This window comes from Streptomyces sp. NBC_01520 (assembly GCF_045040375.1).
In the GTDB taxonomy this organism is placed as follows: domain Bacteria; phylum Actinomycetota; class Actinomycetes; order Streptomycetales; family Streptomycetaceae; genus Streptomyces.
Genome location: NZ_CP109404.1, coordinates 6,045,444 through 6,064,981, shown reverse-complemented (window position 1 = coordinate 6,064,981; position 19,538 = coordinate 6,045,444). Strand labels below are relative to the sequence as shown.

Annotated in this window: 19 protein-coding genes and 4 pseudogenes; 7 read left to right on the top strand and 16 right to left on the bottom strand. The window is 71.4% G+C overall.

Annotation, left to right across the window (positions count from 1 at the left end; all coding sequences use genetic code 11):
* Together dut and OG524_RS27610 are read right to left on the bottom strand one after the other, a co-directional pair.
* Positions 1 to 528, bottom strand: coding sequence for a dUTP diphosphatase (dut, locus tag OG524_RS27615; protein ID WP_405388019.1), 528 nt, complete (start codon positions 526 to 528; stop codon positions 1 to 3).
* The gene (locus OG524_RS27610; RefSeq protein ID WP_405388020.1) at positions 528 to 1,112 is read right to left on the bottom strand and encodes a PaaI family thioesterase; all 585 of its coding nucleotides are present in this window, start codon (positions 1,110 to 1,112) and stop codon (positions 528 to 530) included. The genes dut and OG524_RS27610 overlap by 1 nt, the downstream gene beginning before the upstream one ends.
* Before the next feature lie 58 nt (positions 1,113 to 1,170).
* On the opposite strand from OG524_RS27610, the gene OG524_RS27605 reads away from it, so the two are divergent.
* The gene (locus OG524_RS27605) at positions 1,171 to 1,626 is read left to right on the top strand and encodes a DUF3093 domain-containing protein (RefSeq protein WP_405811843.1); all 456 of its coding nucleotides are present in this window, start codon (positions 1,171 to 1,173) and stop codon (positions 1,624 to 1,626) included.
* A gap of 4 nt (positions 1,627 to 1,630) precedes the next feature.
* Here the strand turns inward: OG524_RS27605 and OG524_RS27600 are convergent, their stop codons facing one another.
* From OG524_RS27600 to OG524_RS27585, 4 genes are all read right to left on the bottom strand, one after another.
* Positions 1,631 to 2,581 (bottom strand): hypothetical protein, encoded by a 951-nt coding sequence (locus tag OG524_RS27600; protein WP_405388022.1) that lies wholly within the window; start codon positions 2,579 to 2,581, stop codon positions 1,631 to 1,633.
* 12 nt (positions 2,582 to 2,593) lie between these two features.
* Entirely contained in the window at positions 2,594 to 2,890 is a 297-nt protein-coding gene (locus tag OG524_RS27595) for a DUF4193 domain-containing protein (protein WP_003965732.1), read from the bottom strand.
* 404 nt (positions 2,891 to 3,294) lie between these two features.
* Entirely contained in the window at positions 3,295 to 4,536 is a 1,242-nt protein-coding gene (locus tag OG524_RS27590) for a sensor histidine kinase (RefSeq protein ID WP_405388023.1), read from the bottom strand.
* A gap of 7 nt (positions 4,537 to 4,543) precedes the next feature.
* Positions 4,544 to 5,197 carry a response regulator transcription factor gene (locus tag OG524_RS27585; RefSeq protein WP_056790703.1) on the bottom strand — a complete coding sequence of 218 codons (654 nt, stop codon included), beginning with the start codon at positions 5,195 to 5,197 and terminating at the stop codon, positions 4,544 to 4,546.
* A 361-nt stretch (positions 5,198 to 5,558) separates the two neighbouring features.
* Between OG524_RS27585 and OG524_RS27580 the strand changes: the two genes are divergently transcribed.
* On the top strand, positions 5,559 to 5,732 hold the full coding sequence (locus tag OG524_RS27580) for a hypothetical protein (protein ID WP_164992724.1): 174 nt from the start codon (positions 5,559 to 5,561) through the stop codon (positions 5,730 to 5,732).
* Between the two features lie 96 nt (positions 5,733 to 5,828).
* Here OG524_RS27580 and OG524_RS27575 read toward each other — a convergent pair whose 3' ends face one another.
* Positions 5,829 to 6,629, bottom strand: coding sequence for an inositol monophosphatase family protein (locus tag OG524_RS27575; RefSeq protein ID WP_405388024.1), 801 nt, complete (start codon positions 6,627 to 6,629; stop codon positions 5,829 to 5,831).
* A 90-nt stretch (positions 6,630 to 6,719) separates the two neighbouring features.
* Entirely contained in the window at positions 6,720 to 7,847 is a 1,128-nt protein-coding gene (locus OG524_RS27570) for a ferrochelatase (protein ID WP_405388025.1), read from the bottom strand.
* Positions 7,848 to 7,994: 147 nt separating this feature from the next.
* Between OG524_RS27570 and OG524_RS27565 the strand changes: the two are divergent.
* A pseudogene (locus OG524_RS27565) lies at positions 7,995 to 9,227 on the top strand (MFS transporter).
* Positions 9,187 to 10,506 (top strand): D-arabinono-1,4-lactone oxidase, encoded by a 1,320-nt coding sequence (locus tag OG524_RS27560; protein ID WP_405388026.1) that lies wholly within the window; start codon positions 9,187 to 9,189, stop codon positions 10,504 to 10,506. The pseudogene OG524_RS27565 and the gene OG524_RS27560 overlap by 41 nt, the downstream one beginning before the upstream one ends.
* A 33-nt stretch (positions 10,507 to 10,539) precedes the next feature.
* Here OG524_RS27560 and OG524_RS27555 read toward each other — a convergent pair whose 3' ends face one another.
* Positions 10,540 to 11,619 (bottom strand): hypothetical protein, encoded by a 1,080-nt coding sequence (locus OG524_RS27555; RefSeq protein WP_405811842.1) that lies wholly within the window; start codon positions 11,617 to 11,619, stop codon positions 10,540 to 10,542.
* A gap of 499 nt (positions 11,620 to 12,118) precedes the next feature.
* On the opposite strand from OG524_RS27555, the gene sepH reads away from it, so the two are divergent.
* Positions 12,119 to 13,180, top strand: a complete 1,062-nt coding sequence (gene sepH, locus OG524_RS27550; protein ID WP_405388028.1) for a septation protein SepH — start codon at positions 12,119 to 12,121, stop codon at positions 13,178 to 13,180.
* A gap of 83 nt (positions 13,181 to 13,263) precedes the next feature.
* Here the strand turns inward: sepH and OG524_RS27545 are convergent, their stop codons facing one another.
* Positions 13,264 to 14,091 (bottom strand): sulfurtransferase, encoded by an 828-nt coding sequence (locus OG524_RS27545; protein ID WP_405393062.1) that lies wholly within the window; start codon positions 14,089 to 14,091, stop codon positions 13,264 to 13,266.
* A 261-nt stretch (positions 14,092 to 14,352) separates the two neighbouring features.
* Between OG524_RS27545 and OG524_RS27540 the strand changes: the two genes are divergently transcribed.
* Positions 14,353 to 15,129 (top strand): VOC family protein, encoded by a 777-nt coding sequence (locus tag OG524_RS27540; RefSeq protein WP_405388029.1) that lies wholly within the window; start codon positions 14,353 to 14,355, stop codon positions 15,127 to 15,129.
* Between the two features lie 305 nt (positions 15,130 to 15,434).
* Here OG524_RS27540 and OG524_RS27535 read toward each other — a convergent pair.
* Positions 15,435 to 15,836, bottom strand: a pseudogene (locus OG524_RS27535) (ABC transporter ATP-binding protein); the annotation flags it as partial.
* Between the two features lie 118 nt (positions 15,837 to 15,954).
* A pseudogene (locus OG524_RS27530) lies at positions 15,955 to 16,035 on the bottom strand (hypothetical protein); the annotation flags it as partial.
* 229 nt (positions 16,036 to 16,264) lie between these two features.
* Between OG524_RS27530 and OG524_RS27525 the strand changes: the two are divergent.
* The gene (locus OG524_RS27525; protein ID WP_405812551.1) at positions 16,265 to 16,555 is read left to right on the top strand and encodes a hypothetical protein; all 291 of its coding nucleotides are present in this window, start codon (positions 16,265 to 16,267) and stop codon (positions 16,553 to 16,555) included.
* Positions 16,556 to 16,872: 317 nt separating this feature from the next.
* Here the strand turns inward: OG524_RS27525 and OG524_RS27520 are convergent.
* The 4 genes and pseudogenes from OG524_RS27520 to OG524_RS27505 form a co-directional block, all read right to left on the bottom strand.
* Positions 16,873 to 17,010: pseudogene (locus OG524_RS27520) on the bottom strand (hypothetical protein); the annotation flags it as partial.
* Positions 17,011 to 17,048: 38 nt separating this feature from the next.
* Positions 17,049 to 17,699, bottom strand: coding sequence for a thymidine kinase (locus OG524_RS27515; protein ID WP_384497721.1), 651 nt, complete (start codon positions 17,697 to 17,699; stop codon positions 17,049 to 17,051).
* Positions 17,700 to 17,748: 49 nt separating this feature from the next.
* Positions 17,749 to 18,936 carry an alkaline phosphatase family protein gene (locus tag OG524_RS27510; RefSeq protein ID WP_405388031.1) on the bottom strand — a complete coding sequence of 396 codons (1,188 nt, stop codon included), beginning with the start codon at positions 18,934 to 18,936 and terminating at the stop codon, positions 17,749 to 17,751.
* Entirely contained in the window at positions 18,936 to 19,532 is a 597-nt protein-coding gene (locus tag OG524_RS27505) for a DUF5998 family protein (RefSeq protein ID WP_384497718.1), read from the bottom strand. The genes OG524_RS27510 and OG524_RS27505 overlap by 1 nt, the downstream gene beginning before the upstream one ends.
* Between the last annotated feature and the right edge of the window lie 6 nt (positions 19,533 to 19,538).

The window sequence follows — 19,538 nt, the reverse complement described above, 5'->3', positions numbered from 1 at the left end:
TCACTGTCCTTCCCGGTCGGATACGACCGAAGCGTAGCTGTTCCCACCCTGGGTGTTACCGCCCGTGACGCCATCCACCGCGGCATGACCGCCCGTGGACCCGAAGCCACCCTCGGCCCGCGCCGAACCGGGGAGTTCCGCCACCTCGTGGAAGCGGATCTTCTCGACCTGCTGGACGACCAGTTGGGCAATCCGGTCGAACCGCTCGAACCGCACGGTCTCGCGTGGGTCGAGATTGACCACGATTACCTTGATCTCCCCACGGTACCCGGCATCAACCGTCCCGGGGGCATTCACGAGGGCCACTCCGCAGCGGGCCGCGAGGCCTGAGCGGGGGTGCACGAAGGCCGCGTACCCGTCGGGCAGTGCGATCGACACCCCGGTGGGGAGCACCGCCCGTTCGCCGGGGGCGAGCTCGGCCGCCTCGGTGGTCACCAGATCGGCACCGGCGTCGCCCGGGTGCCCGTACGCCGGAATCGGCACGTCCGGATCGACACGGCGGATCAGTACGTCGACGGGGTGGCGCATCAGGGGTTCACCTCGAAGGCGCGGGCACGCCTGACCTGGTCCGGGTCCGACATCGCGGCCTCGATCTCCTCGGGCCGGCCGTTCTCGATGAAGTGGTCCACCTTGACCTCGATGAAGAGAGCTTCGGCACGGACCGCGACGGGCCCCTCCGGGCCTCCGGTCCGGCCGGTCGCCCGGCAGTAGATCTTCCGCCGGTGCACCGCGGTGACCTCGGCCTCCAGGAAGAGCACCGTGTCGACCGGTACCGGCCGGACGTAGTCGGTCTCCAGGCGGCCGGTCACGGCGATCACCCGCAGCAGCCAGCTCAGCGCACCGAGCGTCTCGTCCATCGCCGTGGCCAGGACACCGCCGTGCGCGAGTCCCGGAGCGCCCTGGTGGGCGGGCTTCACGGTGAACTCCGCGGTGACGCTCACACCCTCTCCGGCGCGTGCCTGGAGGTGCAGCCCGTGCGGCTGTCCGCTGCCGCAGCCGAAACAGTGTTCGTAGTGCGAGCCGAGGAGCTCACCGGGTGCCGGGGCGTCGGGATGCCTGACCGGCCCCACGGCGTCGGCCGGGGGTGTCAGACGTGTAGATGTTCCACTCACAGGCGCAGACCTTACCCGCGCTGCCGACCGCGGGTCGCGCCGTGCCAAGCTTGGTTTCATGCAGCCTTCCGCACCGCCCTTCGACGAACGTCTCACCGCACCCCGTTCGTGGTGGTTCATCGCCTTCGGGGTCGGCGTCGCCTGTGCCCTGATGCTCCTGCCGCTCGGCGTCCTGCCCATGCTCGGAGGCCTGGCGGGCGGCACGGTGGCGTCGGCCCTGGCCGTGAGTTCGTACGGCTCCGCGCGCATCCGGGTCGTGGCGGGCACCCTCGTCGCGGGCGACGCGCGGATCCCGCTCTCGGCGCTCGGTGACGCCGAGGTGCTGGACGGGGAGGAGGCGCGTGCCTGGCGCTCGCACAAGGCGGACGCCCGCGCGTTCATGGTGCTGCGCAGCTACATCCCGACGGCGGTGCGGGTGAAGGTCACGGATCCGGCCGACCCGACACCGTACGTCTATCTGTCGACCCGGGAGCCGCAGACCCTGGTGGCGGCGCTCGCGGCCGTGCCTGCCTGACCCCTCAGCGGCCGGGGCCGTCGAGCCCCTTGGGCAGTTCCTCCGCGGGTACCACGGGCTGTTCCAGCGGCGGGAGCTCCGGGAGCCTGTCCCAGTCGACCCGATGGCGCCGCAGGTCGTTCCTGACCCGGTCGGCGAGCTTTCTGGTGTCCCTGCGGTTCATCATCGCGCCGACCGCGGCGCCGATCATGAACGGGATGAGATTCGGCAGGTCGCGCACCATGCGCTTCATGATCTGCTGGCGCAGCTCACGCTTCATCTGCCCGCCGAGCGCGGCGTTCAGGGTGGCGGGGCGCGAGACATCGATGCCGCGCTCCTCGGTCCAGGACGTCAGATACGCGGTGCTGCGCTGCCCGATGTTGCCCGGCGGGCGCCGGCCGTAGACCTCGTGGAGCTCGGCGACGAGCTTCATCTCGATGACCGCCACGCCGGTGATCTCGGCGGCCAGCTCGGCGAGCATGGCCGGGGGTACGGGCATCATGGCCGCTGCCCCGATGCCCGCGCCGACGGTCGCGGTGGCGTTGCACGCGCCCGCGACGAGCTTGTCGGCGAGCTCTTCGGGGCCGAGTCCCGGGAACTGCTTCCGCAGGGTCGCGAGGTCGCGCACAGGGATGCGGGGAGCCACGTCGATGATCCGGTCGGCCAGCTGGCCGACGACGGTTCCGGCGCTCTCCCCGCCCTTGCGTACGCCTCGTTTCAATGTGCGCAGACGGCCTGACCCCGTCGATTCCGTCGGGCCGTCCTGCCCGGGCCCCGGTGAAGGGCCCGCTGTCCGGACTGCTTCGAGCGAGGCCGGACGGCCCCGCTCGTCGTCAGATGCACCGGAGGCCGGCAGGGCGGCCTGATGCTCGGCAGTGGGGCTCGCGCCCTCTGCCGGGCCCGTGCCGCCCTGATGCGCCCCCGACGCCTTCGTGCGCCGCAAGCGCCGCTTCCGGAACGGTGTGTCGCCTGCCACGGCCGGCCGGCCTCAGTCGCAGTCGCGGCAGATGGGCTGGCCGTTCTTCTCGCGCGCCAGCTGGCTCCGGTGGTGAACCAGGAAGCAGCTCATGCAGGTGAACTCATCGGCCTGCTTGGGCAGGACCCGCACGGCCAGCTCTTCGTTGGACAGGTCTGCGCCGGGCAGCTCCAGTCCTTCTGCCGCGTCGAACTCGTCCACGTCGACGGCGGATGCCGTCTTGTCGCTCCGACGAGCCTTGAGCTCTTCGAGGCTGTCCTGATCGACGTCGTCGTCGGTCTTCCGTGGGGTGTCGTAATCCGTTGCCATGTCGCTCTCCCCCTCATGGGTTGCTGCGGTGTCTCAGCGCACGTAACGCGTGAGAGGCCGGACTTGTGCCCGACCTGAGGCGGAGATTTTGCCTCACATCAAGGTCTGTTACTCAATCGACACCCAACCGGACCTCTCGAGAGCGATCAGCTTGGGTGGCGATGGGGACCGTACACGGTCCGATCGCCGTGCTTTCACGGGCGCCACCCCGTGTACTTCCCGTGATAATGCCCCCTGGAAACCCGGACGTTTACCGGCTTTCGGGCAGAGCCGTGATCACGGAGAGTAGAGAGACCCAAAATCGCTCCTGTGATCGATCACACAGGGACAGAACGGAAACAGGCCTCGCAATTTCCGCCCAAAGCGAACAGAGCGATCCAATGCGGCTTCACAGGCGAAGCCTCTCAGACCGGCAGGGTGACGCGCATCACGAGACCACCACCCTCGCGGGGCTCCGCGATGATACGGCCTCCGTGCGCCCGCGCGACGGACCGCGCGATCGACAGGCCGAGCCCCACACCCTTGTCGCTGCCTGTGCGTTCCGTACGCAGCCGCCTGAACGGCTCGAAGATGTTGTCGATCTCGTAGGCGGGCACCACAGGACCTGTGTTCGATACCACCAGGAGCGCCTGCCCCGGCTGGATCTCCGTGTCGACCTCCACCCAGCCGTCGTCCGGCACGTTGTAGCGCACGGCGTTCTGCACGAGGTTCAGCGCGATCCGTTCCAGGAGGACGCCGTTGCCCTGCACGACGGCGGGTACGCGCTCCCCGCGCACCTCCACACCCTTCGCCGCCGCCTCCGCGCGGGCCTGGTCGATGGCGCGGTCGGCGACCTCCGCCAGGTCGACAGGCTTGCGTTCGACGATCTGGTTGTCGCTGCGGGCGAGCAGCAGCAGGCCCTCGACCAGCTGCTCGCTGCGCTCGTTGGTCGCCAGGAGCGTCTTGCCGAGCTGCTGGAGCTCCGGCGGGGCCTCCGGGTCGGAGAGGTGGACCTCCAGCAGCGTGCGGTTGATCGCGAGCGGTGTGCGCAGCTCGTGCGAAGCGTTGCCCACGAACCGCTGCTGGGCCGTGAAGGCCCGTTCCAGACGGTCCAGCATCTCGTCGAAGGTGTCGGCGAGCTCCTTGAGCTCGTCGTCCGGGCCGTCCAGCTCGATCCGGCGGGACAGGTCCGTGCCGGCCACCCTGCGGGCGGTGCGGTTGATCCGGCCCAGCGGGGACAGGACGCGGCCCGCCATGGCGTAGCCGAACGCGAAGGCGATGATGCTGAGGCCCACGAGGGCGAGCAGCGCCCTGTTGAGCAGGCTGTCCAGGGCGTGCTGCCGCTGGGCGGCGGTGCAGTCCTTGATCATCTCGTTGAGCTGGCCGTTGGTCTGCGCGGAGCCGAGCTGCGGACAGGTGTCGCTGGAGATCCGCACGCTCGTCCCGGAGACCTGGAAGACGAGGCCGCCGGCGTCGTTGAGTGCCTGCGCGGCCAGCATGTAGATGATCGAGAGCAGCAGGATGCCCGCGATCAGGAACATGCCGCCGTACAGCAGCGTGAGCCGTATCCGGATGGTCGGACGCAGCCAGGGGTAGGGGGCCTCCTGCTGTTTGGGCTCCCAGGTGGGCTTCGGGGGCACGGGCACCGGCCCCGGGGACGCTGCCATCAGGTCCTCAGATCCGGTAGCCGGAGCCGGGGACGGTGACGATGACGGGAGGCTCGCCGAGCTTCCGTCGCAGGGTCATGACCGTGACCCGCACCACGTTCGTGAAGGGGTCGGTGTTCTCGTCCCAGGCCTTCTCCAGCAGCTGCTCGGCCGAGACGACCGCGCCCTCGCTGCGCATCAGGACCTCCAGTACGGCGAATTCCTTCGGGGCGAGCTGGATCTCCTGCTCGTTCCGGAAGACCTCACGGCGGTTGGGGTCGAGCTTGATGCCGGCCCGCTCCAGCACGGGCGGCAGCGCGACCGTGGTGCGGCGCCCCAGGGCCCGCACCCGGGCGGTCAGCTCGCTGAAGGCGAAGGGCTTGGGCAGATAGTCGTCCGCACCGAGCTCCAGGCCCTCGACCCGGTCGCTGACGTCACCGGAAGCGGTGAGCATGAGCACCCGGGTGGGCATGCCGAGCTCGACGATCTTCCGGCAGACGTCGTCACCGTGCACCAGCGGGAGGTCCCGGTCCAGCACGACGACGTCGTAGTCGTTGACCCCGACGCGCTCCAGAGCCGCGGCTCCGTCGTAGACGACGTCGACGGCCATGGCCTCCCGGCGCAGTCCGGTGGCCACCGCATCGGCGAGCAGTTGCTCGTCCTCGACGACGAGTACGCGCACGGCGCAGTCCTTCCCTAGATCTCCAGAAATACGGCGAGCGGCCCCCGTTGTGGCCGCTCGCTGCACGTCAGCGGCACCGACTGTGCGCGTCCATCCTGCCCGTAACGCACATAAACCGGCGGTAAGACGACGCGGGCCGGACTGCGGCTCCGGGGAAACCATCGGATTCCCGGGCCAGTTGAGGTTTCTCCCGTACCCGGCCAGGGGAGGACGATTTCACACCCGCGATCACGCCATGCCTGTGGCGTACCACAGCCCGCTCTGCTCCCAGAGGGACTGCGTGATCACCCGCCCTCCGGTCACCGGCCGGGGGAATCCGGGCACACCCCCGTGCCACCGACCCACGATGAGGGGGCGCTTCATGGACGCTTTCACCGCAGGTCTGCTGCAACGAATCAAGACCACCGAATCCGATCTCACGAGGGCTCGTGAGACGGGCGACGACTTCCTCGCGGATGTCGAGCAGGGAGAGCTGGACGACCTGCACCGTCTCGCCGCCGAGCACGGCGTCGAAATCGGCGCCACAAGCGTCTGAGCCGCCAGGAGAGGGCCCAGGGTGCCGGTACCGGCACCCTGGGCCCTCTTCGCGTTCCGTGGGCTCTCAGCCCCCGCCAGGGACTCGGGAGCGGGGTCAGTCGTGCCAGGCCCCTAGGTCTTCCAGGATCACCTGCAGGGGCTCGAAGACCCCCGGCGACGCGGCGACGGTCAGGTCCCGGTCCGCGGGGCGTCCGGGGCGGCCTCCGGTGAGCGCGCCGGCCTCCCGGGCGATGAGGTCGCCGGCGGCCAGGTCCCACGGGTGGAGTCCGCGTTCGTAGTAGCCGTCGAGCCGCCCCGCGGCCACGTCGCAGAGGTCGACCGCGGCCGATCCGCCGCGCCGGATGTCGCGCAGGCGCGGGATCAGCCGCTGGGCTACGGCCGCCTGGTGGGTGCGTACCTCGGTGACGTAGTTGAAGCCGGTCGACACGAGGGCCTCGGCGAGCGGTGGTGCGGGGCGGCAGTGCAGCGCCTCCCCGTTCCCGTACGCTCCGCCGCCGAGCACCGCGTGGAACGTCTCGCGGCGCATCGGGGCCTCGACCACGCCGACGACCCGCTCGCCGTCGCGCTCGGCGGCGATGGAGACGGCCCAGGTCGGCAGCCCGTAGAGGTAGTTCACCGTGCCGTCGAGCGGGTCGATGACCCACCGGACACCGCTGGTGCCCTCGGAGCTGGCCCCCTCCTCGCCGAGGAAGCCGTCGCCCGGCCGGCGCCCGGCCAGGAAGCCCGTGATCAGCTTCTCCGCCCGGATGTCCATCTCGGTGACGACGTCGATGGGGCTGGACTTCGTCGCGTGCACCCCCAGGTCGGCGGGGCGGCCGTCGCGCAGCAGGGCTCCGGCCCGGCGGGCCGCTTCCAGGGCGAGGTCGAGCAGTTCGGTCAGGAAGGGATCGGTCACAACGCTCCAGGGTGAGGGTTCACGGGCTGACCAGGGTCCTTCGTTCGGATCGGCCCTGCATGGTCCGAACGGGAGGCCTGAGCGGGAGGCCTAGGCGTACGGGCTGTCGGCGCCCGCGGCGGCGGGCTTGAGGGCCCTGGCCTGACAGCAGCCGACCGGGCAGAGGTCGTGGGAGGGGCCGAGCTCTCCCAGGGCGCACCGTCGCGCCGGGAGGCCCTGTTCGGTGGCGGCGCGTTCCAGGAGGAGCTCGCGCACGGCCGCGGCGAACCGGGGGTCCGCGCCGACCGTCGCGGACCGGCGTACCGGCAGTCCCAGCTCCGCGGCCTTCTCGGTGGCCTCCGTGTCGAGGTCGTAGAGGACCTCCATGTGGTCCGAGACGAAGCCGATGGGGGCCATGACGACCGCCGGGACGCCGTCGGCGTGGAGGGCCTCCAGGTGGTCGCAGATGTCGGGCTCCAGCCACGGGATGTGCGGGGCGCCGCTGCGCGACTGGTAGACGAGCTGCCACGGGTAGGTGGTGCCGGTCTCCTCGCGCACGGCCTCGACGATCACCCGGGCGACGTCGAGGTGCTCGGCCACGTAGGAGCCGCCGTCGCCGTGCGTCTCCTCGGGACCCGAGGTGTCGGCCGCCGCGGTGGGGATGGAATGCGTGGTGAACGCGAGGTGCGCGCCCGCCCTTGCGTCCTCGGGGAGGTCTGCCAGCGAGGCCAGCACGCCGTCCACCATGGGCCGTACGAAGCCGGGGTGGTTGAAGTAGTGGCGCAGCTTGTCCACCCGTGGGACCGGCAGCCCCTCGGCCTCCAGGGCGGACAGCGACTCCGCGAGGTTCTCGCGGTACTGGCGGCAGCCCGAGTACGAGGCGTAGGCGCTGGTGGCGAGGACGGCGATCCGGCGGCGCCCGTCCGTGATCATCTCGCGGAGGGTGTCGGTGAGGTACGGAGCCCAGTTCCGGTTGCCCCAGTACACCGGCAGGTCGAGGCCGTGGTCCGCGAAGTCCTTGCGCAGCGCGTCGAGCAGCGCCCGGTTCTGCGCGTTGATCGGGCTGACCCCGCCGAAGAGGAAGTAGTGCTTGCCGACCTCCTTCAGCCGTTCTTCGGGGATGCCCCGGCCGCGTGTCACGTTCGCCAGGAACGGGACCACGTCGTCCGGGCCTTCGGGACCGCCGAAGGAGAGCAGCAGGAGGGCGTCGTAGGGAGCGGGATCGCGCAGATCGGACATGTACCCGATCCTGCCACTCGCCTCCGGCGGTCCGGCAACCGACATCGGCGCGGTCCGGCAACCGATGCCGGCGCGGTCCGGGGCACCCCCGCCGCCCGTAAGCTGTATCGGCCACCTGCACACCTGACAGGTTTCACCGGAGTCCTCGTGCCCAGCCCCTACCGCGCCGTCTTCGCCGCCCCCGGAACCCGGGCGTTCTCGGCGGCCGGATGCCGCTGTCCATGATGGGGATCGGTGTGGTGACGATGGTGTCCCAGATCACCGGCCGCTACGGGCTGACGGGTGCGCTCTCCGCGACGCTCGCCATGGCCGCCGCGGTGATGGGGCCGCAGATCTCCCGGCTGGTCGACCGTTACGGGCAGCGCCGTGTGCTGCGCCCCGCCGCCCTGCTCCCGGCCGCGGCGGTCGCGGGCCTGCTGATCTGCGCCCAGCAGCGACTGCCGGACTGGACCCTGTTCGTCTTCGCCGCCGGCGCGGGCTGCGTCCCGAGCATGGGGTCGATGGTGCGGGCCTCGCTGGGCGGAGATCTGCCGGGGCACGGGCCGTCAGCTGCACACCGCGTACGCCTGGGAGTCGATCGCCGACGAGGTGTGCTTCATCTTCGGCCCGATCATCTCCATCGGCCTGTCCACCGCCTGGTTTCCGGAGGCCGGGCCGCTGATCGCCGTCGTGTTCCTGCTGATCGGCGTGTTCTGGCTGACGGCCCAGCGTGCCACCGAGCCTCGTCCGCACCCGAAGAAGCACCACTCCGGCGGTTCGGCGCTGCGCTCGACCGGCCTCCAGGTGCTGGTGGTCACCTTCGTCGCGACCGGCGCGATCTTCGGCGCGGTCGCCGTGGTGACGGTGGCCTTCGCCGAGGAGCAGGGCCACAAAGCGGCGGCCAGCCTGGTGCTGGCGGTCTACGCCCTGGGGTCCTGCCTCGCGGGTGCCGTCTTCGGTCTGCTGCACCTCAAGGGGAAGCCGTCCACCAGATGGCTGCTGGGGGTCTGCGCGATGGCCGTGAGTATGATCCCCCTCCAAATGGCCGGGAGCCTGCCGTTCCTGGCCGTGGCGCTCTTTGTCGCGGGTCTCGCCATCGCACCGACGATGGTCACCACCATGGCCCTCGTCGAGCAGCACGTACCGCGCACCCAGCTGACCGAGGGCATGACCTGGACCAGTACCGGACTCTCGGTCGGGGTGGCGCTCGGCTCCTCCGCCGCCGGCTGGGTGGTCGACGCCTCCGGAGCCGAGGCGGGGTACGTGGTGCCCGTCGCGGCCGGAGCGCTCGCGGCCGCGGTGGCGTTCCTGGGGTATCGCCGGCTCACCGGGCCGGTTCCTACGGGAGGGCGCGGGGAAGATGACCGAGACCTACGCACGGACCACGAGCACGTGGCGTAACTGGGCGGGCAACGTCACCGCCCGGCCCGTACGGACCGTGTCCCCCGCCTCCGTCGACGAGCTCGCCGAGGTGCTCCGCAGGGCCGGGGAGGACGGCCTGAAGGTCAAGCCGGCCGGCACCGGTCATTCGTTCACCGCGACCGCGGCCACCGACGGTGTGCTCATACGTCCGGACCTGCTCACCGGCATCCGGGACATCGACCGTACGGCGATGACGGTGACCGTCGAGGCCGGCACCCCGCTGAAGCGGCTCAACGCCGCACTCGCGCGGGAGGGACTGTCGCTCACCAACATGGGCGACATCATGGAGCAGACGGTCGCCGGGGCCACCTCCACGGGTACCCACGGCACCGGCCGCGACTCGGCGTCGATATCCGCGCAGATCCGTGCGCTGGAGCTGGTCACCGCCGACGGCACGGTCCTGCGCTGCTCCCCGGACGAGAATCCCGATGTCTTCGCCGCCGCCCGGATCGGGCTCGGGGCGCTCGGCGTGATCAGCGCGATCACCTTCGCCGTGGAACCGGTCTTCCTGCTGACTGCGCGTGAGGAACCGATGTCCTTCGACCGGGTCACGGCCGACTTCGATCAGCTGGTCGCCGAGAACGAGCACTTCGAGTTCTACTGGTTCCCCCACACCGGCAACTGCAACACCAAGCGCAACAACCGCAGCGCGGGCCCCGCGGCCCCGCCCGGCAGGATCAGCGGCTGGATCGACGACGAGCTCCTCTCCAACGGGGTCTTCCAGGTCGCGTGTTCGGTCGGCCGTGCCGTCCCCCGGACCGTCCCGGCCATCGCCAGGATCTCCAGCCGCGCGCTGTCGGCCCGCACGTACACCGACATCCCCTACAAGGTCTTCACCAGCCCCCGGCGGGTGCGCTTCGTCGAGATGGAGTACGCCCTGCCGCGCGAGTCCGCGGTCGAGGCGCTGCGCGAGGTCAGGGCCATGGTCGAGCGCTCGCCGCTGCGGGTGGGCTTCCCGGTGGAGGTCCGCACGGCACCCGCGGACGACGTCGCGCTCTCCACGGCCTCGGGCCGGGAGAGTGCGTACATCGCGGTGCACATGTACCGGGGCACGCCGTACCAGGCGTACTTCACCGCGGTCGAGCGGATCATGACGGGGTACGAGGGCCGTCCGCACTGGGGGAAGATCCACACCCGGGACGCCGGCTACCTGGCCGGGGCGTACCCGAGGTTCGGTGAGTTCACCGCCGTACGCGACCGGCTCGACCCGGACCGGCTGTTCGCCAACGACTACCTGCGCCGGGTGCTCGGCGACTGAGCCGGGGTGCCCGGTCCGGGCACCCCGCCCCGGTCACCGAGCGGTGTCCGTCTCCGCCGTGGCCCCGTCCTGCTGCTGCGTCGGCGCTTCGCCGGTCGGGTCCGGTGCGGCCGGCACGCCTTCCTCGGGCGCCGTCGGCGTGGCGGTCGGATCGGGCGAGGAGGCGCTGCCGGAGGGTGTGGGGGCGGGCTCGTCCGTCGACGCACCGCCCGTGCCGGTGTCCGGTGTCGCGCTCGTCCCGGCAGCCGGGTCGGTCCCGGGGGCCGTCCCCGTGCCGCTGCCGGACGGGACCTCCTGATCGTCGTCCCGTTCCTGGTCGGTGCCGGACGAGGGCGTGGGGTCCGCCGTTCCGGCATCCCGGTCGCCGCGCACGACGGAGCCGACGGTCGTCGCCCCGCTGCCGCTGCCGCTGAGGCCGTTGCCGGAGACCAGTTCGTACGTGGTGATGCCGGTCATCGACACGGCGAAGACCGCGGCTGCGGCCAGGGCCGAGCGCTTCCAGCCCCGGATACGGGTGCCGTGCGTGTGCCCGTCGGAGTAGACGTCGTCGGACGGGCCGGAGCCGGGCAACCGCATCCGCTCGGGGTCGGGCCTCAGGAGCCGCGTCCGCTCCGGGCCGGATTCCTTCGCGCGCAGGAGCCGCGTCCGCTCGGGGCCGGATTCCGCCGTGTGCAGGAGCTGCGTCCGCTCCGGGTCCGGCCGCAGCAGTCGCGTCCGTCCGGGGTCCGGTTCCGCCGTACGCAGGACCGTCGTGGCGCCGTCGTCCGGTGGGGTCGCCGCCGCAGGGGCCTCCGTTCCCTCCCGGCCGCTCCGCTCCGCCGCAGCCGTCTCCCGTGTGTGCACGGTCACCTGACGGCCGCCCGGATGCTTCACCTGGACGGTGACCTCGCGGATCTGCTCCCCCGTGCGCCGGAAGAAGTGCTGGAAGACCGATCCCCCGCAGGTGGCCACCACGCTCATCACACCAGCACCGGCGATCGTGCCGTACACACCCAGCTGCGAGGCCATCACCGCTGCCGCGACGGCCGCGACGGCGCTGCCCGCGACCTGCGGGAGACTCAGATCTATGCGCCTTTCCTTGTGTTCCGCATCATTTCGCGGCTTCTGAACCATTACCAGCCCTTGCTCGACAACCACCCCACCTTGCACCAGGAAGGGACATATGAGCGAAGCGAATAGTTCCGTTCCTGGAGATTCTGTGAAGCAGCACACGCATTGAGGGCATATCGCGGGCAACTGGGTAACCCGACTCCCGTGTCCGGCGAGAACTTCGGCGGCGCGCCGGTCCACCCCGGTGGCCCGAATGGAGTACTGTGGCGAGCCCTGGGGCCGGACTCCCACATGAGTATCCGGGCTTGACGGGAGGGGGCCGAAGGCGGCACTCGAACCGGCGGCACCGCGGCATCGCACGGGCGTCTGCGAGATGGAGTGACCAGCCAGGTCAGCCTCCGTCGCGCGGCAGGCGACCGGGTCGGCGCGGCGATCCAGGGCCAATGCCCGACACGCCGGGTAACTTGGCAAGGTTGTGACAGGCTGAACCCGGGCAGGTCACACTCGACTAGCGGAAGCAGCGACGCACGTGACGTCGGCAGGCACCACCCGGGAGGTTCCCATGCCCGAACTGCGTGTCGTGGCCGTCTCAAACGACGGCACACGACTGGTGCTCAAGGCTGCGGACAGCACGGAGTACACGCTTCCGATCGATGAGCGGCTGCGCGCCGCCGTGCGCAACGACCGCGCCCGGCTCGGCCAGATCGAGATCGAGGTGGAGAGCCACCTCCGCCCCCGCGACATCCAGGCCCGGATACGAGCCGGTGCCTCCGCGGAGGAGGTCGCCCAGTTCGCCGGGATCCCGGTGGACCGTGTGCGCCGCTTCGAGGGCCCCGTGCTCGCGGAGCGTGCCTTCATGGCCGAGCGGGCCCGGAAGACTCCTGTGCGCCGTCCCGGCGAGAACACCGGCCCCCAGCTCGGCGAGGCGGTGCAGGAGCGACTCCTGCTGCGCGGCGCCGACCGGGAGACCGTCCAGTGGGACTCCTGGCGCCGGGACGACGGCACCTGGGAAGTCCTCCTCGTCTATCGGGTCGCGGGCGAACCGCACTCGGCGAGCTGGACGTACGACCCACCGCGCCGCCTGGTCCAGGCCGTGGACGAGGAAGCCCGTTCGCTGATCGGTGAGACCGACGACGTCACCGCTCCGGAGCCGAGCTTCCCGTTCGTGCCCCGGATCGCCCGGCTGCCGCGCGACCGGCCGCTGGACCGCGCGCTCGATCGCCAGATCGAGCGCCCCGCTCCCCCGGCACCGGAACCGGAGGAGCGCATCGGCGGCGTGTCGGCCGTCGAGCGCGACTCGCTGACCAGCCTCCTGGAGGCGGTGCCGAGCTTCCGCGGCGACATGGTCGTGCCCGAGCGGCCGACCCAGCCCGAGCCGCCCGCGATCGAGCCCGCGTCCCAGGATCCCGAGGTCGACGAGCCCTCGGCTCCGGCGGCCTCGGCGGGCGCCGGTTCCGCGTACGCGGACGTCCTGATGCCCCGTGCGGTGGCCGGCCACCGCGACCGGCTGACCGGTACGACGGACCGGCAGGCAGAGGCGGACGGCGTCCGTCCGGGACGGCGGGCGGCCGTGCCCAGCTGGGACGAGATCGTCTTCGGCACACGCCGGAAGAAGCAGGACTGAGGACCGGTCCGGATGGCCGTGGCATGGCGAGGGCCCGTACGCCGCTGCGTACGGGCCCTCGCCCCGTCCGGGTCCGCGGTGCGTTACCGAGGGTCCGGGCCGGTGGCGACGGGGCGGGACTCGTCCGAGGACCATTCCGACCAGGAGCCCGCGTACAGGGCCGCACGGTGTCCGGCGATCTCCAGTGCCAGCACCTGGTGGGCGCCCGAGACACCCGAGCCGCAGTAGACTCCGACCTCCGTGTCGCCGTCGGCTCCCAGGGCGGAGAACCGGGAGGCCAGCGCGTCGGCGGGAAGGAAGCGTCCGTCCTCGGCGACGTTCAGGGCGGTGGGGGCGGAGACCGCTCCCGGGATGTGGCCGCCCACCCGGTCGATCGGCTCCACGTCACCCCGGTAGCGCTCCGCGGCCCGCGCGTCGAGCAGCAGACCGGAGTCGGCCAGCGCGGCGGCCCCGTCGGCGTCCAGCAGGGGAACCGCTCCCGGAACCGGCCGGAAGTCGCCCTCGGCGGGTTCCGGCGTCTTCGTGTCGAGCTCGCCGGCCCACGCCCCGAGACCGCCGTCCAGCACCCTGACATCGGGGTGCCCCGTCCAGCGCAGCAGCCACCAGGCACGGGCCGCGGCCCAGCCCTGTCCGCCGTCGTAGACCACCACCGGAGTGTCCCGGGAGACCCCGGCCCGCCGCATGACGGCCCCGAAGGTCTCCAGGTCCGGCAGGGGGTGGCGGCCGCCGCTGCCCGCCGGGCCCGCGAGCTCCGTGTCGAGGTCGACGAACACCGCGCCGGGGAGGTGTCCGGCGTCGTAGTCGGGGCGGCCGTGCGGACCGCCCAGCTGCCAGCGGATGTCCAGGAGTACCGGCGGACGCGCTCCTGCCGACTCGCTCGCATATTCGGATGCGGTGATGATGGGCTTCATAGCTGCCATCTTCGCGCACGGGCGGCCCCCGCGGCGCGCGAATCCGAAAGGGATGTACCGCACCAAACCCGGCTTCCTGGCGACCGGTACGCCGAAACGCGGCGCGGCCGGGGTGCCTGGGGAGCCCTGTGGTGCGAGCATCTGCACGGAGCGCACACGACCGTATCCGTACCGCTGTACGGCGCACCGGCCCCTCTCCCCCTTTACGGCCGGCTCCCGCCCCCGTACGGCCGCCCCGATGGCACGAGGAGAGAGAAGAAGATGACCGAGGCTGCCACCCGGCGCACGCCCGGCGCACCGTGCTGGGTGAGTCTGATCGTGCACGGCCTGACCGCGACCCAGGATTTCTACGGCCAGTTGTTCGGCTGGGAGTTCCGGCCGGGCCCCGAGCAGTTGGGGCCGTACGTCCGTGCCCTGCTGCGCGGGAAGGATGTGGCGGGCATCGGGCAGCTTCCGCCCGACCGGCACCTTCCGATCGCCTGGACGACCTACCTCGCCACGGAGGACGCCGACGCCACCGCCGAGGCCATCCGTTCCTGCGGCGGCACCGTGGCCGTCGGGCCGCTCGACGCCGGCCGCGCGGGACGGCTCGCGATCGCCTCGGACCCGGGCGGGGCGGTCTTCGGCATCTGGCAGGCGGCCGAGCACCTCGGCACGGCCCTGGCCGGTGCTCCCGGCACCCCGGTGTGGAATGAGCTGGTGACCCGGGAGACCTCTTCGGTCGCCAAGTTCTACCAGGCCGTTTTCGGCTTCGAGACGGAGGCGGTCGTCTCGGCCGACTTCGACTACCAGACGCTGCACCTGGAGGGCCGGCCGGTGGCCGCCCTGCACGGTGTGGGGCACGCCCTACCGCGTGACCGGGGGCCGCACTGGATGACCTACTTCGAGGTCGCCGACACCGACGAGGCCGCCGCGCGCGTCGTGGAGCTCGGCGGACATGTGCTGCAGCCGCCCCGGGACGCGTCGAGCGGAAGGCTGGCCACCGTCGCGGACCCGGAGGGTGCGGTGTTCACGATGGTGCGGTCGACGGGCCGCTGAACCAGGGCCCGCCGGGACGGCGGGAAGCCGGCCGAGGTGACGGGCCGCATGCCCGGCGAGAGGGCCGCCGCGCGGGCTGCCGCGCCGGTCATCCTGCGCCGGTGGTGGCATCGGCGGAGCACCTCGTAACCGACCTCGTCCGCCTGCTGGTTGGCGTCGCCGACGATGACATGCCGGTGGAGGTTCATCTCGCGGGACGACTCGCCCGCGTCCGTCACCAGCCCCGGTGGGGGACAGCTTCCCGGCCGCCTTGCGGCTACTCGCCGCCTCCGTATGACGTCGGTGGCGGGTGCGGCGGCCCACCCGGAGGGAGCGGTGTGCTCGTCCTTCACGACACGTCCGTCCGCGAGGGTCAGCACCCGGTCCGCGTACCCCGCGGCCGCGGGGTCGTGGGTGACCGTCACGACCGACTGGCCGAGGTCGTCGACGGACCGGCGCAGCATGGTGAGGACTTCGGCACCGGCCCGGGAGTCGAGGTTGCCGGTGGGTTCGTCGGCGAAGACCACCGCCGACCGGGCCACCAGCGCACGGGCCACGGCGACCCGCTGCTGCTGGCCCCCGGACAGCTCGGCGGGGCGGTGCGACACCCGGTGGGCGATGCCGAGGACTTCGCAGAGATGGTCCACCAGCTCGCGGTCCGGGCGCCCGCCGGACATGGTGACGGGCAGCACGATGTTCTCGTACGCCGTCAGTTGTGGCAGCAGGTTGCTCGTCGAGGGTGACCAGACGCCGTGCCGGGCCGCTGTCGGCGGAGTCCGGCGGGTTTCCCTCGCGCAGCACCCGGACGATGCGGTGCATGTCGTCGATCGCGTCCCGGCCCGTCGCCGCGATCGTCTTCAGCGCGGACTGCGCCGTGTCCGGCGACTTCCGCAGCACGGACTCGGCGCCGTCGGCCTGAAGGATCATGACGGCCAGGCTGTGCGCCACCACGTCGTGCAGTTCACGGGCTGTCTCGGCCCGCTCCAGGGCCGCGGCCAGCCGGACCCGCTGCTCCTGTTCCCGCTCGACGTGCAGGGCGCGGGCCGCCTGGCTCTCGGCGTAGAGGCGCCGCGTGTGCAGGGCGAAGGCCGTCAGCCAGACCGTCAGTGTCAGTCCCCAGAAGACCAGGAGCGATTCGAGATCGACGAACGGCTCGATGCCGGGAACCTGCACCCCCACCGACCCGGCCAGCAGCACCACGCCGCCCGCGAGATACGGCATCCAGGTGGTCCGGGAATGGTGGATGACCGACATCATGGCGAACATCACAGCCACGTCGTACGAGGCCGGCGCCGACGCCAGTGGAAGTTCGGGCAGTCCGTGCAGGACGAACTGGACGACGCTCAGCGCCAGGACGGCTGCCGTCACCGTGCCGGGGAACCGTCTGCGGGCCAGCAGGCACAGTGCCATCAGCCCGCCCAACAGCAGGTCGTACTCAGCGCTGTAGTACTGCGCCGTCACCAGGACCACCAGCACGACACCCAGGTCGCATGCCCTGGCGACGGCACGTCCGTACCGACCGGACAGCGCCGTCCAGGCCGACGGGGCCGGGACCGTCCTCTCCTCAGCCAACCGTCGTGCCCTTCTCCTCCGGCGGGAGCGCAAACCCCGTGGCTGGGGGCACAAGTGCCGTCGGGCCGCGAGGACTTCGTGATGAGAGCGATCCCCTCGTGCGCCCATACTGCCTCAGCGCGGGACCGGTGTGCGGCACAGCGGTGCCGGGCGTCTCATGATCGAAGGCACCCGCCCGGCGCCGGTGGCGGTTCAGCGGTTGCGGAGCATGAACGCGCGCACCGTGCGGCACGTGGTGTCCGAAGGCGGGTGGATGCCGATCAGCTCCGCCATGGTGCGGAACTTGTCGTTACGTACCTGGTTGGGCAGGTGCACGCCTGAGTCGAGCACGCGTCCGGACGTCGCGCCGCTCCGTCCCGGTCCGGGCATCAAGCGGATGACACAGGCAGAACATCCGGAGACAGCGCACCCGTGCGAGCAGACGCGGCAGTCATCCGGCGCCGGTGATGACGGCGGCAGAGGACCTCGTAGCCGATCTCGCCCATCGGCCGGTTCACATCACCGACCACGACCTGTGCCCCCTGGACGACCATCTCGCCGTCTATGGTCCGCGCGTTGTGAGTGGCGCGGGCCCCACACCAGCAGAGGGCCTCGACCTGCAGCTGCTCGATCCGGTCGGCCAGCTCGATCAGTCGCTGCGACCCGGGAAACAGCCTCGTGCGGAAGTCCGTCGTGATACCGAAAGCGAAGACGTCCATGTCCAAGTCGTCCACGACGCGTGCCAGTTGATCGATCTGAGCCGGTGCCAGGAACTGCGCTTCGTCCACGATCACGTAGTCGACCCTGCCGCCCTTGGTCAGCTGGGCGACCAGGTACGCGTACAGGTCCATCCCCTCGTCCGCCTCGACAGCCTCCGTCACCAGGCCCAACCGCGAGGACAACTTGCCTTCACCCGCCCTGTCGTCACGGGTGAAGATCACGCCCTGCAGCCCGCGGGCCGACCGGTTGTGGCCGATCTGGAGGGCCAGCGTGCTCTTCCCGCAGTCCATCGTTCCGGAGAAGAACACAAGCTCGGGCATGAGAAGTCGAGCGCCTTTCGGGTGCGGTGCGGTTCGGGGGAGGCAGGGGTTACGAGCGTACTTCGAGGAGCGGGACAAGCTGTTCCACCGGTGTCAGCGAGCCGTGCATGCCGACCATGGCCGATTCGTGGGGCTCGTTGACCGAGGCGGTGATCACCACGTCGTCGTGGGCCGCCGCCACCACGTCGCCGATCCTGCCGTACACGCGCTCGTCGATCCGCGGGCCGAACCAGCCGGCCGCGATGGCCTCGTCCCTGCTCGCCACCCAGAACTGCTCGCCGAGCACCTCGCGCCAGACGGTCAGCACATCGGCCTCGGCCCCGGGAACCGCGTACACATGGCGGGCGCGGCCCTCGCCGCCGAGCAGGGCCACTCCCGCGCGGAGCTCCCAGTCCTCGTCGAAGTCGATCCGGGACTGCTCGTCGAACGGGATGTCGATCATGCCGTGGTCGGCGGTGACGTACAGCGCCGAGCGGGGCGGGAGCTGCTCGGCGAGGCGCCGGGCGAGCCCGTCGACGTACATCAGCTGGCCCCGCCAGGCGTCGGAGTCGACACCGAAGCGGTGGCCCTTGCCGTCGACCTCGCTGTAGTACGTGTAGACGAGGGACCGGTCACCGGCGGCGAGCCGCTCGGCGGCGAGGTCCATCCGGTCCTCTCCGGACAGCCGGCCGAGGAAGGACCCGCCGCTGAGCGCGACCTTGGTGAGCGGGGTCTGCTCGAAGTCGGGCGCGGAGACCTGGGCGGTGCGCACGCCCGCGGCGTCGGCGAGCTTGAAGACCGTGGGGTACGGCTGCCAGACCTTGGGCTCGGTCCACGGCTTCCAGCGGAGCTGGTTCATCAGCGCGCCGGTCTCCGGATTGCGCGCGGTGTAGCCGGGAAGGCCGTGCTCGCCGGGGGGCAGCCCCGTACCGACCGAGGCGAGGGAGGTCGCCGTCGTAGCCGGGAAGCCCGCCGTGATCGGGCGGCCGGTGCCACCGCGGGAGGTGGGGAGCAAGGAGTGCAGGAAGGGGGCCTCGTCCGGGTGGGCCTTGATCTGTTCCCAGCCGAGCCCGTCGATCAGGAAGACGCAGTTCCGGTCGGCGGGTGTGAGCTCCGCGATCGTCGCCTCGAAGCCGGGTACGCCCTGACCCGCGGCGAGCGTCGGCAGCAGGTCGGCGAGCGATCCGCTGCCGTACTCGGGCGCGGGAGCGGTGTCGGGAGCGAGCAGAACGGGGTCCTGCCAGGCCGGCTGGACCATCAGCGACCGGTCGCCGGCGTCGCGGCGGTGGCCTCGGAGAGCGCCTGGGCGAAGGCGAGGGTCTGGCGCACGGTGTCCGGGCCGTCCCCGGCCTCGCTGACGCGCAGGCTCAGGTCGTCGGCGGTGGAGCTGCCCGTGTAGCCGTGGTCGGCCTCGCAGTTGGGGTCGCCGCAGGCGGCGGGTTCGAGGTCGAGCCGGGAGACCGCACCCCAGCCGATCGTCAGGACGACCTCACGGGGCAGGGTGCCGGGCACGTACTTCTCGGGGTTGGCGACCACACGGGAGACCACGACGGACGAGATCCGGTCGAGCTTGACCGACTCGGTGGACGTCGTGGCGTACGGGGTCGGGGAGCTGGTGTCGGCTGCCTGTTCGTCGGTGTGGCTGACGATGAAGCGGGTGTCCGTCAGGACGAGGACCGTGACATGGCGGCGCACCTCGTTGGAGTCGAAGGTGGTCTCCTGGTGCACCAGGTACGACGCGACCGGCTCCCCGCCGACGGCGGCCTCCACCGCCTCGGCCACGAGGGCCGGGTAGTAGCCGCTGCGCTCGATCGCCGCGCGCAGCCCCTGGGTCGTCGTACCGGTCTTTGCCATGCGGAC